A 12,282-nucleotide genomic window follows, 5' to 3' on the forward strand; every position below is an offset into this window, starting at 1 on the left:
AAGGCCGCCGCCGTCCCCTTCCAGTTCTGGCTGCCCGACGCGCACGCCGTCGCGCCCACGCCCGTGTGCATGCTGCTGTCCGGCGTCATGGTGGAGGAGCTATTGGTATACCAGTTGGTGTTATAGATACTTTACATTTACCTGGTGATGTATCAGCTATGGGCGTTTCTCAAACATCTGTATTTACTTTAGTTATTATCAACTTCTTCATTCCGTTCTTATTAATCTTTATCATTGATGGATTCAAAGGAATTAAAGAAACGTTACCTTCAATCTTAGTTGTATCAATTACTTATACTGTATTACAAGCTTTATTAACCGTATTTAATGGACCGGAATTAGCAGATATCATTCCACCATTAGCATCAATGTTAGCTTTAGCATTATTCTCTAGAAAATTCCAACCTAAACATACGTTTAGAGTTCAAAAAGATGTAGAACCTGAACCAGTTAAACATCACAGTGCTAAATCAATATTATATGCGTGGAGTCCATTTGTCATTTTAACGATTATAGTTATGATTTGGAGCTCACCATCATTCAAAAATTTATTCTTGCCTAAAGGTAAATTATCAAGCTTAGTATTGAACTTTAATTTGCCAGGAACATTTAGTGAAGTCGCACATAAACCAATCACATTATCATTGAACCTGATTGGACAAACGGGTACAGCGATTTTAATTACGATTATTATTACTGTATTAATGTCTAAAAAAGTTGGATTTGGTGACGCAGGGCGTTTATTTGGCGTAACATTTAAAGAGTTATGGTTACCGATTTTAACAATTTGCTTTATTTTAGCTATCTCTAAAATTACAACATATGGTGGTTTAAGTAGTGCTATGGGTCAAGGAATTGCAAAAACAGGCGATGTATTCCCATTATTATCTCCAATACTAGGTTGGATTGGTGTATTCATGACCGGTTCAGTTGTGAATAACAACTCACTATTTGCACCTATTCAAGCATCTGTAGCACAACAAATTGGTACAAGTGGTTCATTATTGGTCGCTTCTAATACAGTCGGTGGCGTATCAGCGAAATTGATTTCTCCTCAATCCATTGCTATTGCAACTGCAGCCGTTAAAGAAGTAGGTAAAGAATCAGAACTATTAAAAATGACTTTAAGATACAGTGTTGGATTACTTATCTTCATTTGTATCTGGACATTTATATTATCTGTGATATTGTAAGAATAAATTAAATAAGCATTTAAAAACTGATTTCTCGATCATCGAGGAATCAGTTTTTTTAGTACAAGATATTTAATGAATGAAAGCTAATTGAACATATTCATGAAGTCGTGATATACGGCTTCTGCAGAATATGATTGAAGTGTCTCATGTCCTTCTTGAAGAATGTGTTGTAGTTCATCATCATTATGCATCGTTAAATCGATACGTTTCGCAAGTTGTGATGTATCATCATGAGCAACTAAGTAACCATTCTTACCGTTTTTAATGATTGAATCAGGGCCAGTATTCCCATCGAAACTTATAACTACGTTATCTTGTGCCATAGCTTCTAATATCACCATACCAAACCCTTCGTTTCTAGATGGTATGACAGTGATTTTACTTTGAGCTAACTTTTGATTAAGGGATGGTGTGGCAGGATAAAGTTGTACGATATCTTTTAATTGATATTGGTCGATAAATTGTTTTAAATGGTCTTTCTCTTGTCCATCACCATATAAATGTAACTCATAATTTAAATGTCTTAAATCATCTTGAATTAATCTGATACTTTCTAATAAGAGATCAAATCCTTTTTCGTATTCTAATCTGCCTGCTGCAAGAATAATATTTTTCTTTTGAGCAGCGATGCGTTTATTATTAGCAATATTTGGTACGACATAAACAGGCGTTTTTAGTTTAGATTGATATATAGCTTGATCAGCTGTAGTCAACGTTGTCACTTTATTAACATTGCGGTAGGCATTAATGATTTGATTTTGGAATTTTTGATCATGTGCATTGAAATTCATATGTTCCATAGCAATGGTAGTAACATTTTTATTCTGATATTTAGCAATTAAGATATTGAAACTTGCCCTTGTACCAATTAGGACATCTGTTGATACACGTTTGATCGCTTTAATCATCTTTTTCTCAACGTAACTCGAAAATTGATTTAATCCAGGTTCATATTGAGATATGCGTTTAGGCTTTAACAGGGGTGTATATTTTTTGATACGATTTGCTAAAATAGCATTGAAATGAGTTGGTTTTAAACGATAATCAACTAAAACTTGTACTTTGATATCTTTGTGTAATTTGAAATAGGGATGATCCTTGCCTCTAAAGACTGAAATAATCGTAACAGGATGACCCTTTTCAGCTAATGTGTTAGCTAGCTGCGAAATCGATTTAACTGTACCGCCCATGGCATAGATATTATGCATGAAAAATGTGAACGACTTCATTTGAACACCTCTTATGTTTTGTGAATTTTTAATTATTATATCATGACATAGTTTACAAAATAGATAAACGAATATGTTAAAATAGATATATTACCAATATTTAGAAAACATCTATTTGGTTGAAATATAGATAAATATTAATTTCAATTGAATTAACCTAAGATGATTAATTGTAATTATATTGTACAATAGGTGATTGTATTCATTAAAATAGTCATGATATGGTACAATATAAAATGTTTTAAGTGTCATGTTTTAGGTAATGGATTGAGTGATTATGACTAGATTTCATGAATAATAAAACTAAGACAAAATGATGTTTAGAAAAGAATAACATTATTGATTTTATTTTTTATCTAATTAGAAAGCGCTTTAATATAAGTCTAGATCATTTGATGTTTCATTAATCAACTAAAAAGGGGGACTGTATTTGTTATGAGATCACTAGGGACGAAAACCGCGCTCCTGCAGCGTCCACGTGTTGCCGTCGGGGTCGGCGAACTCGGCGAAGCTCGCGTAGTCGCGGCGTCCCGGGTCGACGCCGGGCTCGAAGCCACCCTGCCACGTGTCTAGAGGTGCCTTGTGCTTGATCTCTCCGACATCGACGCCGCGCTCCACCAGCTCGGCCCGCGCGGCCTCAAGATCAGGGACAACCAGGTACAGACCCTGCACGGAGCCAGGCTCGGCGTCGGTGAGACCCACCCCGATCTGCACCGAGCAGGCGGAGCCGGGAGGCGTCAGCTGCACGACTCGGAAGTCGGGAGATGGGCCGTAGTCCACGTCGAGGTTGAAACCCAGACGCTCGGTGTAGAAGGCCAGAGTGCGGTCGACATCGCTTACGGGGAGGATGACGACCTCGAGCAGGTACTCCATGTGATGATTCTGGTGCAGTACGGCGCGGCCCCGCCACCTCGCGGGCATGCGCCGCGGCCACGGCGGGATCGCCGGTCCCCGCCGCGTCACCGTTGCCCGCGACGGCGGCGCACAGAACACCCTCACCGCCCGGAACGCGGTGGCCGTCGCCACCGGCAGCCGACCGGCGCTGCCCGACATTCCAGGAGTTCAGGAGGCCAGGCCCTGGACCGACCGGCACGGCGCTCCGAGTCGCCGGTTCAGCGTCGCTGGTTCAGCTGAAGGTGCGTCGGTAGGTCTGCGGGCTGACGCCGGTGGTGCGTTTGAAGCGGTCGCGGAACGTGGTGGGCGAACCGAAGCCGACCTGGCCGCCGATGCGCTCCACGGAGTGCTGCGTGGTCTCCAGCAGGTGCTGTGCCTGGCGGATGCGGGCCCGGTGGAGCCACTGGAGCGGGGTGGTGCCGGTCTGTTCGCGGAAGCGCCGGATGAGGGTGCGGGTGCTGGTCCCGGATCGCGCGGCGATGTCGGCGAGCGTGAGGTCGCGGGCCAGGTTCTCCCGCAGCCAGGTGAGCAGCGCCTCCCATTCGGAGCCCTGCGGCGCCGGGGCGTGGTCGTGGACGATGAACTGCGCCTGACCGCCCTCGCGTTCGAGCGGCATCACCGACAGGCGGGCGGCGTCGGCGGCGACCGCCGAGCCGTAGTCCCGGCGGATCATGTGCAGGCACAGGTCCATGCCCGCGGCCGCGCCGGCCGAGGTGAGGAACTGGCCGTTGTCGACGTAGAGGACGTCCGGGTCGACGTCGACGTCCGGGTGGAGGGTGGCCAGAAGCCCGGCCGCGCGCCAGTGGGTCGTGACGCGCAGCCCGTCGAGGAGTCCGGTGGCGGCCAGGGGGAAGGTGCCCACGCAGATGGAGGCGATCCGGGTGCCGTCAGCGGCGGCCGACCGCAGGGCGTCACGTACGGCGGGGGAGAGCGGGGCCGTGGGATCGGTGACGCCCGGCACGATGATCGTGTCCGCGTCCTGGAGGCCCTCCAGAGCCCAGGGGGCACGCAGGACGAAAGCTCCGGCGTCGACCTCGTCGCGCTCGGCGCACACCCGGACCTGGTAGCCGGGCCGCCCGTCGGGCAGGCGGGTCCGCGAGAAGACCTCGATCGGGGTGGACAGGTCGAACGGGATCACCTGGTCCAGCGCGAGGACGGCGACTGTGTGCATGGCCAGAACCTACCTCCTCGGCGCGCGGCGGATCCGTATCGGTATCCGGACAGCCCCATGTCAGCGCACTTCTGAAGCCCTCGGGAGCTCATGGCGATTTCCCGTTGAAACCTGTCACTCGTGCCACTGGGCGACCGGATGGGCGGACGGTTGACTTCGACGCGTCGCAGAGAAATCGACCCCGAGGGAACGCCCCATGCACATCCAGGTTGTCCTGTTCGATGGTTTCGACCCGCTCGATGCCATCGCCCCCTATGAGGTGCTGTACGCCGGTGGCATGGCATCGGGCGGCGCGGTGACCGTCGAGCTGGTCTCCGCGGAGGGACCCCGCGAGGTGATGAGCGGCACCGGGGGGCTGGCGTTGCGCGCCGCCGGCGCCCTCGACCTGGAGCGGGCGGACATGCTCCTGGTACCCGGCGCCTCCGGCCGCGTGGGCGAACCCGGGGAGGTTCCAAAGGACGAGGTGGGCGCCGGCGAGTGGAAGCAGGACGAGTTCATCCCGGTGCTGCTGGGCCGCGCCCTGGCCACCGAGCTCCCCGCGCTCCTCGAGCGGGCGATGGACGACCCGGCCATCACGGTCGCCACCGTCTGCGGCGGCTCCCTCGTCCTGGCCATGGCAGGCCTGCTGGAGGGACGCCACGCCACCACCCATCACCTGGGCCTGGACCTGCTGGACGCCACCGGCGCCCACGCCATCCGCGCCCGTGTCGTCGACGACGGCGACCTGATCACCGGCTCGAGTGTCACCTCCGGGCTCGATCTGGGGCTGTACCTGCTGGAACGCGAGCTGGGCCCGCGCATCGCCCACGCGGTCGAGGAACTGTTCGCCCACGAACGGCGCGGCACCGTCTGGCGCGCCCAAAGCCCGGCGCCCGCCACCTTCTGAGCCCCCGTCGATCCACGTCACACAGTCAGGAAGAACATCGGCATGTCCGTCGAAGGCACCTGGAATCTGTCCATCTCCACACCCATCGGCACGATGAAGGCGGTGGTCGAACTGCGTGAGCAGGGCGGCGTTCTGACCGGCGTCGCCCACGGAGCCGGCGAGGAGGTACCGCTCAGCGACCTCGCCTTCGACGGCGAGCGGCTCACCTGGAGGCAGGCCATCACCAAGCCCATGCGGCTGAACCCGGCGTTCGACGTGACGGTGGACGGCGACACCCTCCGGGGCACCTCCAAGGCCGGCCGCCTTCCGGCCTCGAAGGTCACCGGCGAGCGCCGGACCGCACCGGAGCGCCAGGCATGACCAAGCTTCTCCTGTCCTTGCACGTCCTGGCCGCCATCATTGCCGTCGGGCCGGTCACCGTCGCCGCGAGCATGTTCCCCGCGACGCTGCGCCGCGCCCTCGGCGACTCCGGGGACGGCGACGCCCGGACGACCCTGCGGACACTGCACCGCATCTGCCGGGTCTACGCCGGCATCGGCATCGCCGTCCCCCTCTTCGGCCTCGCCACGGCCGGCAGCCTCGGCGTCCTCGGCGACGCCTGGCTGATCACCTCGATCCTGCTGACCGCGGCCGCCGCCGGCGTCCTGGCCCTGCTCATCCTGCCCGCCCAGGACCGTGCCCTGGCCGAGACGGCGGGTCCCCCCGCGCCGCCGGCACCGACCCCCTTGAGACCGGGCCGGCTGGCTGTGCTCACCGGCGTCTTCAACCTCCTGTGGGCCACCGTCACCATCCTGATGATCATCCGCCCCGGCTCCACCACGGGAGTGTGACCATGCCCCTCCGGTCTCCGCGCCATCTGCGCATCGCGGCTCACGCCGAGCTGATCTCCCTGATCGTGATGCTGGCCAACGTGTTCACTGTCCACCTCAAACCCATTTCGTCCCTGATGGGCCCCACCCACGGCTGCGCCTACCTGTTCGTCGTGATCGCGACCTGGCGCGTCAGGCAGGCCCCGGCCGCCGCCAAAGTCCCCGCCCTCGTTCCGGGCGTCGGCGGGCTGCTCGCGCTGCGACGGCTCGACCGCCTCGACACGGCCCGCGCCCAACGCGCGCCCGGGTGAAGTCCTTGAGCACCTCAGCGGTCGATCACGCTGTGGGAGGCGTGCAGTTCGGACTCGCCCCACGAGGTGACGGTCACGTCGTCGCCGACGGAGATCCTGCCGGGCCGGAGCACGGCAAGCTTTGTTCCGAAGGCGACGCCGCCCTGGGAGGCCCGCCGGTAGGCCGCGAGGGTGCGCAGTGGTTCCGGGCCCGCTCTCTGTCCCGATTCCTGCTCGACCAGCGTGACGGCGCAGCGGATGGCGAGCTTGGCGTAGCCCAGTTCGGTCGTGCCGCTCCTGAGGCCGTGGACCCGGTCCTCGGTGTGGGGCTCGTCCCAGCCGTCGACCACGATGTTCGGACGAAAGCGGTTCATAAGCAGCGGCGCCGTGCCGCGTTCGGCCAGCTTCCGGTTGAGCAGTTCGAGCGTGGAGCGTGAGATGAGGTGCACCGCGCAGCTGTCGGCGTACCCGGAGGTGCCTGGTGTCCTGCCGTCGGTGACCCGGTCGTGCTCCGGCGGTACGCGCACCAGGCGGCTGCGGGTGAGCAGCACGTCGGACAGCCATGCCGCGGCCGTGTCGCCCTGGTCGATGCCCTGGTAGGCGGTCCCGAAGAGGTTCACCGGCCGGCGGGCGGCCGAGGCGTCGACGGGCAGGTCCAGCGCCTCGGTGTGCGGGGCGTGGAGGGTGAGCCGTTGTCCGTCGTCACTGATGACGGGTCGGATCAGGGCCAGTCGGGGTTCCCGGCGCTGGGAGCGGAAGACGCCCTCATCGCTGACGACCATGAAGCTCCGGTCGTGCTCGAGACCGGCGGGCGTCAGGAACCCCTGTCGCGTGGTCACACCGGCACACCCTTTGACGGGGTAGTAGGTCAGGCCGACGATGCGCGCCATGCCATGCCCTCCGGCTCTCTATCGGGTGACGAGCGCGAGGGTGAAGCCGTCGTGACCCTTGGTGCCGACGGTCTGGACGGTGGTGGCGGTGAGGCGAGGGTGCCGCGCGATCAGCTCGGTGAAGCGCCGGACACCTTGGACGCGGGGATCGGCACTGGCCGCGTCGGTGATCGCGCCGTCACGGACGACGTTGTCGCCGACGATGACGCTGCCGGGCCGGGTGAGCTTCATCGCCCACTCCAGATAGGCCGGGTTGGACGGCTTGTCGGCGTCGATGAAGACCAGGTCGAACGGGCCTTGGCCCTCCTCTGCCAGCTTGGGCAGCGACTCCAGGGCCTGGCCGACCCGAAGGTCGACGATGTGGTCCAGCCCGGCACGGGAGATGTTCGCGGCGGCTACGGCGGCGTACTTCTCGTCGGCCTCAAGGGTGATCAGGCGGCCGTCGGCAGGCAGGGCCCGAGCGAGCCAGATGGTGCTGTAGCCGCCGAGGGTGCCCACCTCCAGGATCGTACGGGCCCCCCGGAGCGTTGCCAGGAGGTTCAGCAGCTTGCCCTGGTTGGGGGCGACCTGGTGCGGGGGCAGTCCCGCGGTGTCGCTGTCCGCCACGGCTGCGAGCAGGACGTCGTCCTCTTCGACCAGTAGGCCGTTGAAGTAGTCGTCGACGGCGGTCCAAGTCTCCTGCGACATGTGGGTTCCCTTTCGATACGCACTGCGTTCCCAAAGGGAACCTACTAGGGAGATGCGGCGGCCCGCCAAGGGGTTGCCGTTCCGTGTCCTGTTTCCCCGGAGCGACGATGAACCCACGGCGTGCGGCCGACGACGCCTGCGGCATCGCCCAGGCCGCAGCGGTGGTGGGCGACTGGCGGAGCCTGCTCGTCCTGCGGGAGATCGCACGCGGCCACGTGCGCTTCGACCAGTTCGCGGACGAACTGGCGCTCTCCCGGAAGATCCTCGCCCAGCGGCTGCGCATGTTGACCGAGCACCATGTACCGGAGCGGCGCCGCTACCAGGATCGTCCGCCCCGCTACGACTACGTCCTGACCGAACAGGGCCGCGGGCTGCCGCCCGTACTGGTCTCACTCCAGGACCGGGCCGACCGATGGCTGCCGGGCGACGGCACACTCACCGGCCGGGCCACCGACGAGGGAGGCGAGGCCCGCCGTGTCGCATCCCTGGTGGGCGAGCGCGTCCCGACCGGTCTGCGTCTGACGGGAACCGACGGCGAGGGCCATGATCCCGTGGCCCCACTCGCTGCGTTGCACGTCGGTAAGTCGGAGCAGCGGCAGGTCGGCACAGGGATCGATGCCCACCGATTCGTGCGCGCGATGACTGCGGCCGGAGTCTCCGCGGCACCATGTCTCTGTCCCTCGGCGCGTGTGAGGACTATGATCACCGACAAGGCGGGGTCGTAGCACAGAGGTAGTGCGCCGCGACAGCATCTCGGAGGACGTCGGTTCGAATCCGACCGCCCCGCCCCTCTCCCGGTAACGCCCGCCCGCAGGCCCGAAGGCCATGACCGCTGTCGTGCTTGCTCTGCCAGAGGTGCCCTCCGCTGCGGCGATCCGAATCCGTGTCGCCTTCCCACCCCGCCCACGGACTGTCCAAGGGTGGGCCACCGCCGTGACGGTGGTTCGGACCGTGGAGAGAGTCGATCACCGCATCGGTGCGACGGGCCCGGCCCGGGTGATGGCACAGGTGCGAGCGCCGAGGCCGACGCCCCGGTTGAACAGCCAAGCCGGCAATGCCGGAGCAACGTTTGAGCGTGGGAGGCAGGCGGCGAGGGTCCGTACTCCAGCTGTAGACCGTGCATCAGGTGTCGTGACACGCTGCTCTTCATGATCGCCAAGCTGCAGTGCGTGGTGTTGGACTGTGCCGATGTCGTCGAGCTGTCCCGGTTCTACCAGTCGGTTCTCGGCGGCGAAGTGAACCAGCGGGACCCGCGGTGGTCGCTCGGGGACGGTTGGGCGACACTTCACACCGGTGGTGGCTTCGTGCTGGCCTTCCAGCGAGTGGACAACTATCAGCCGCCGTGCTGGCCGGACTCCGCTCGCCCTCAGCAGTTCCACCTCGACCTGGAGGTCGAGGACCTGGAACGAGCTCAGGACGAGGTCCTCACGCGGGGCGCCACGCTGCTGGACGCGGGGGACGGACAGCGGAGTTGGCGGATCTTCGCGGATCCGGCAGGACACCCGTTCTGTCTGGTCCGGCACTGACGGGCCCAAATCCACAGCTCCCCTCCGGCGCCGGTGCCTCACCGAGACGATGACGCACCGAGGAGTTCGGCCTGCCGCGGGGAGCTCGGGGTATCAACGGCGTCAGCTGACGGAACCAGGGGCAACGGCGGCACGTGTCCTATGGAGTGACGTGGGGAAGGCACCTGGTACGGCACGTGCGTCAGAGCGGATCTGATCCTCAGGAGAAAGGCCAAGGATGCTGTCGGAGGCAATGACCGCGCTGGCCGCGGCGGGGGGTACCGCGGTGGTTCAGGCCGCCGGCACGGACGCATGGACGGGGCTTCGCCGGCGGCTGGCCCGTCTGCTCGGCCAAGGAAACCCGCAGCGCGAGAACGCCGAACTGGAGCGCCTCGACCAGACCGCGGGCGAGCTGGAGACGGCCGGGCCGACCGAGCTGGAGCGGGTGCGCATCCTCCAGGAGGCGCGGTGGCGGGTCCGTATCGAGACCCTGCTGGAAAGCCTCGACGACACCGGGCGAGCCGAGGCCGCCGAGCAACTCGGCGGCCTGCTCGGCCCGCGCATCCCGGAAGGCGGGGTGTCAGTGAGCCGCGGCGGGCAGGCCGTCGGCGGGAACGTGGACATCCGTGCCGACCGCGCGTCCGCGGCCGCCTGGAACATGGGCAACGTGTACCTGGGAAACCCTCCGCAGCCGGGACCGCCCCAGGGCTGAGCGGACCCGGCACCATCCCGGCCCCGAGCCCCGCTCACTCCGCCGCCGTACAGGCCACGCATGGCGGGGTCGCCGCCCACAGCATCGGGCAGCTCCACCAACACATTTCCGAGCAGCGGAACGTTGCCCGGATCGATCGTCCCCGGCCTGTCGCGTCGTGGACGGCGCAGCAGCTCGGAGTCCACCCGGCCATCCACGGCACGACCCGACCGGATGACGACGGCGCTTTCGTACTCCCGGACTACATCGAACGCGACCACGACCGGCAGCTGCGCGACCAACTGGCCAAGGCGGCCTCCGCCGATCAGGCAACGCTGGTGATCGTGCGCGGAGAGTCCTGCTCGGGCAAGACCCGCACCGCCTTCGAAGCCGTCCACGCCTGCCTGAAGGACTGGCAGCTGGTCTTCCCGAAGACCGCCAGGAGGCTCCTCGCCCTTCTCGATGCCGACGCGCTCGCCCCACGCACCGTCCTGTGGCTCAACGAAGCCCAGAATGTCCTCAACGGGACCGATGCGGAGGAGGCCGCCGCCGCATTGCACAGCCGGCTCGAGCAGCCCGGACCGCTCGTGGTCCTGGGCACGCTGTGGCCCGAGTACCACCGCATCCTGACCGCTGCCCCGAAGCCCGGCAAGGACGCGCACCCCCACGCCCGCGCCCTGCTCGACCACGTCAGACCGGTCGACGTCCCGGCGTCCTTCACCGGCGCGGCCCTGCACAGCCCACTCGTCCGCGGCGACCGATCACTGGCCACGGCCGTGAGCACGAGCACCGGCGGGAGGATCACCCAGACCCTCGCGGCAGGCCCGCAACTGGTCGACCACTACCACCAGGCCACCAGCCACAGCCCCTACGGCCACGCCGTCATCACCGCTGCCATGGACGCCCGCCGCCTCGGTCACACCTCACCCCTGCCGGCCGCACTTCTCAAGGCCGCTGCCCCTGGCTACCTGACCGAACAACAGCGCGCCGCCGCGGACCCCGGCACCTGGTTCGCCGACGCTCTCGCCTATGCACGGGAAAGGGCCAAGGGCGTGGTCGCAGCCCTGGAACCCGTCGCCAACCCGGATGGCATGGGCGCCCTCCCGGACATCTACCGCCTGAGCGACTACCTCGACCACCACGCACGCACCGTCCGCGGCGACTCCTTCCCGCCGGACTCCTTCTGGACTGCCGCCCGGGACCACGCCGCCGGCACAGCAGACCTGGAAGCCCTGGCAGAGGCGGCCGACCATCGGGGCCATCACCGCATCGCGGCAGACCTGTACCAGCGGGCCGCCGACGCCGGCGGTCCGGGCGCCCTGGCGGAGCTGGCCTGGCGTCGCGGACGGGCCGGGGATCTCGACGGCGCAGAACAGCTGTACCAGCGGCTGATCGACGCAGGAGACACGGGCGCCCTGGCGGAGCTGGCGCAAGTGCGCCAGCGGGCCGGGGATTTCGACGGCGCGGAACCACTCGCCCAACGGGCCGCCGACGCCGGAGACACCGGGCCCCTGGTGGAGCTGGCCTGGCGGCGCGGGGAGGCCGGGGATCTCGACGGCGCGGAACGACTCGCCCAGCGGGCCGCCGACGCCGGAAACGCCAACGCCCTGGTGCGGGTGGCTCAGCGGCGCGAGGAGGCGGGGGACCTCGACGGCGCGGAACGACTCGCCCGACGGGCGGCCGACACCGGAGGCAGGGACGCCCTGATACGGCTGGCGCGGGCACGCGAGCGGGCCGGGGACGCCGAAGGCGCGAAACGATGGAGGCGATTTCAGATCTAGGGGGCGAGACGCCCCCCGAGAACGCGGTGAGGGTTACGCCGCCTCGGCTGAGGCCCTCGCCGGCCGGCCGTGGTGTCCGGGCCGGCGCAGGACAGGCGGCAGGAGCGGACCGTGCCGGCCCCCGCGTCCGCGCCATGATCCGCCGGACAGGCCCTAGCTGTATTGACCTGAAGCGTTGTTCACGCGGTTGATCGGTGGGTGGCCGCCGAGTGCGGTGTGGCAACGGTGATGGTTGTAGGTGTGCAGGAAGTCT

Annotated in this window: 14 protein-coding genes, 1 tRNA gene and 2 pseudogenes; 11 read left to right on the top strand and 6 right to left on the bottom strand. The window is 62.0% G+C overall.

Annotated features, from left to right (window positions below):
- Together ABZ484_RS36835 and ABZ484_RS36840 are read left to right on the top strand one after the other, a co-directional pair.
- Positions 1 to 96 (top strand): annotated as a pseudogene (locus tag ABZ484_RS36835) (proton-conducting transporter membrane subunit); the annotation flags it as partial.
- Positions 66 to 1,193, top strand: a complete 1,128-nt coding sequence (locus ABZ484_RS36840) for an L-lactate permease (RefSeq protein ID WP_358870314.1) — start codon at positions 66 to 68, stop codon at positions 1,191 to 1,193. The pseudogene ABZ484_RS36835 and the gene ABZ484_RS36840, both read left to right, overlap by 31 nt.
- An 86-nt stretch (positions 1,194 to 1,279) precedes the next feature.
- On the opposite strand, the gene ABZ484_RS36845 is transcribed toward ABZ484_RS36840, so the two are convergent.
- From ABZ484_RS36845 to ABZ484_RS36855, 3 genes are all read right to left on the bottom strand, one after another.
- On the bottom strand, positions 1,280 to 2,386 hold the full coding sequence (locus ABZ484_RS36845) for a glycosyltransferase family 4 protein (protein ID WP_358870315.1): 1,107 nt from the start codon (positions 2,384 to 2,386) through the stop codon (positions 1,280 to 1,282).
- Positions 2,387 to 2,869: 483 nt separating this feature from the next.
- Positions 2,870 to 3,298, bottom strand: coding sequence for a VOC family protein (locus tag ABZ484_RS36850; RefSeq protein WP_358870316.1), 429 nt, complete (start codon positions 3,296 to 3,298; stop codon positions 2,870 to 2,872).
- Positions 3,299 to 3,551: 253 nt separating this feature from the next.
- Positions 3,552 to 4,490, bottom strand: coding sequence for a helix-turn-helix domain-containing protein (locus ABZ484_RS36855; protein WP_358870317.1), 939 nt, complete (start codon positions 4,488 to 4,490; stop codon positions 3,552 to 3,554).
- Between the two features lie 196 nt (positions 4,491 to 4,686).
- Between ABZ484_RS36855 and ABZ484_RS36860 the strand changes: the two genes are divergently transcribed.
- From ABZ484_RS36860 to ABZ484_RS36875, 4 genes are read left to right on the top strand one after another with little or no spacing between them, the layout of a single operon-like run.
- A complete protein-coding gene (locus tag ABZ484_RS36860; protein ID WP_358870318.1) occupies positions 4,687 to 5,376 on the top strand; it encodes a DJ-1/PfpI family protein in 690 nt (229 codons plus the stop codon).
- Positions 5,377 to 5,418: 42 nt separating this feature from the next.
- On the top strand, positions 5,419 to 5,736 hold the full coding sequence (locus ABZ484_RS36865; protein ID WP_358870319.1) for a hypothetical protein: 318 nt from the start codon (positions 5,419 to 5,421) through the stop codon (positions 5,734 to 5,736).
- Complete coding sequence (locus tag ABZ484_RS36870) at positions 5,733 to 6,206, top strand: hypothetical protein (protein WP_358870320.1); 474 nt, start codon at positions 5,733 to 5,735, stop codon at positions 6,204 to 6,206. Before ABZ484_RS36865 ends, ABZ484_RS36870 begins: the two co-directional genes overlap by 4 nt.
- Positions 6,207 to 6,208: 2 nt before the next feature.
- Positions 6,209 to 6,496, top strand: coding sequence for a DUF3817 domain-containing protein (locus ABZ484_RS36875; RefSeq protein WP_358870321.1), 288 nt, complete (start codon positions 6,209 to 6,211; stop codon positions 6,494 to 6,496).
- Positions 6,497 to 6,510: 14 nt separating this feature from the next.
- Here ABZ484_RS36875 and ABZ484_RS36880 read toward each other — a convergent pair whose 3' ends face one another.
- A complete protein-coding gene (locus ABZ484_RS36880) occupies positions 6,511 to 7,365 on the bottom strand; it encodes an MOSC N-terminal beta barrel domain-containing protein (protein ID WP_358870322.1) in 855 nt (284 codons plus the stop codon).
- A gap of 18 nt (positions 7,366 to 7,383) precedes the next feature.
- Positions 7,384 to 8,052: an O-methyltransferase gene (locus ABZ484_RS36885; RefSeq protein WP_358870323.1), complete on the bottom strand. Its 669-nt coding sequence runs from the start codon at positions 8,050 to 8,052 to the stop codon at positions 7,384 to 7,386.
- A 107-nt stretch (positions 8,053 to 8,159) separates the two neighbouring features.
- On the opposite strand from ABZ484_RS36885, the gene ABZ484_RS36890 reads away from it, so the two are divergent.
- From ABZ484_RS36890 to ABZ484_RS36910, 5 genes are all read left to right on the top strand, one after another.
- Entirely contained in the window at positions 8,160 to 8,777 is a 618-nt protein-coding gene (locus tag ABZ484_RS36890) for a helix-turn-helix domain-containing protein (RefSeq protein WP_358870324.1), read from the top strand.
- A tRNA-Leu gene (locus ABZ484_RS36895) sits at positions 8,766 to 8,840 on the top strand. Before ABZ484_RS36890 ends, ABZ484_RS36895 begins: the two co-directional genes overlap by 12 nt.
- Positions 8,841 to 9,200: 360 nt before the next feature.
- Entirely contained in the window at positions 9,201 to 9,578 is a 378-nt protein-coding gene (locus tag ABZ484_RS36900; protein ID WP_358870325.1) for a VOC family protein, read from the top strand.
- 217 nt (positions 9,579 to 9,795) lie between these two features.
- Complete coding sequence (locus ABZ484_RS36905; protein WP_358870326.1) at positions 9,796 to 10,269, top strand: hypothetical protein; 474 nt, start codon at positions 9,796 to 9,798, stop codon at positions 10,267 to 10,269.
- Between the two features lie 323 nt (positions 10,270 to 10,592).
- Positions 10,593 to 12,029, top strand: coding sequence for a hypothetical protein (locus ABZ484_RS36910; protein ID WP_358870327.1), 1,437 nt, complete (start codon positions 10,593 to 10,595; stop codon positions 12,027 to 12,029).
- Positions 12,030 to 12,182: 153 nt separating this feature from the next.
- Here ABZ484_RS36910 and ABZ484_RS36915 read toward each other — a convergent pair.
- Positions 12,183 to 12,282, bottom strand: a pseudogene (locus ABZ484_RS36915) (IS481 family transposase); the annotation flags it as partial.

This window comes from Streptomyces sp. NPDC006393 (genome assembly GCF_040628575.1).
GTDB lineage: Bacteria > Actinomycetota > Actinomycetes > Streptomycetales > Streptomycetaceae > Streptomyces.

What these genes read in the sequence shown, in the direction of transcription:
- ABZ484_RS36845 (WP_358870315.1), bottom strand. Translation starts at nt 2,386, where the DNA reads ATGGGCGGTACAGTTAAATCGATTTCGCAGCTAGCTAACACATTAGCT.
- ABZ484_RS36850 (WP_358870316.1), bottom strand. Translation starts at nt 3,298, where the DNA reads ATGGAGTACCTGCTCGAGGTCGTCATCCTCCCCGTAAGCGATGTCGAC.
- ABZ484_RS36855 (WP_358870317.1), bottom strand. Translation starts at nt 4,490, where the DNA reads ATGCACACAGTCGCCGTCCTCGCGCTGGACCAGGTGATCCCGTTCGAC.
- ABZ484_RS36860 (WP_358870318.1), top strand. Translation starts at nt 4,687, where the DNA reads ATGCACATCCAGGTTGTCCTGTTCGATGGTTTCGACCCGCTCGATGCC.
- ABZ484_RS36865 (WP_358870319.1), top strand. Translation starts at nt 5,419, where the DNA reads ATGTCCGTCGAAGGCACCTGGAATCTGTCCATCTCCACACCCATCGGC.
- ABZ484_RS36870 (WP_358870320.1), top strand. Translation starts at nt 5,733, where the DNA reads ATGACCAAGCTTCTCCTGTCCTTGCACGTCCTGGCCGCCATCATTGCC.
- ABZ484_RS36875 (WP_358870321.1), top strand. Translation starts at nt 6,209, where the DNA reads ATGCCCCTCCGGTCTCCGCGCCATCTGCGCATCGCGGCTCACGCCGAG.
- ABZ484_RS36880 (WP_358870322.1), bottom strand. Translation starts at nt 7,365, where the DNA reads ATGGCGCGCATCGTCGGCCTGACCTACTACCCCGTCAAAGGGTGTGCC.
- ABZ484_RS36885 (WP_358870323.1), bottom strand. Translation starts at nt 8,052, where the DNA reads ATGTCGCAGGAGACTTGGACCGCCGTCGACGACTACTTCAACGGCCTA.
- ABZ484_RS36890 (WP_358870324.1), top strand. Translation starts at nt 8,160, where the DNA reads ATGAACCCACGGCGTGCGGCCGACGACGCCTGCGGCATCGCCCAGGCC.
- ABZ484_RS36900 (WP_358870325.1), top strand. Translation starts at nt 9,201, where the DNA reads ATGATCGCCAAGCTGCAGTGCGTGGTGTTGGACTGTGCCGATGTCGTC.
- ABZ484_RS36905 (WP_358870326.1), top strand. Translation starts at nt 9,796, where the DNA reads ATGCTGTCGGAGGCAATGACCGCGCTGGCCGCGGCGGGGGGTACCGCG.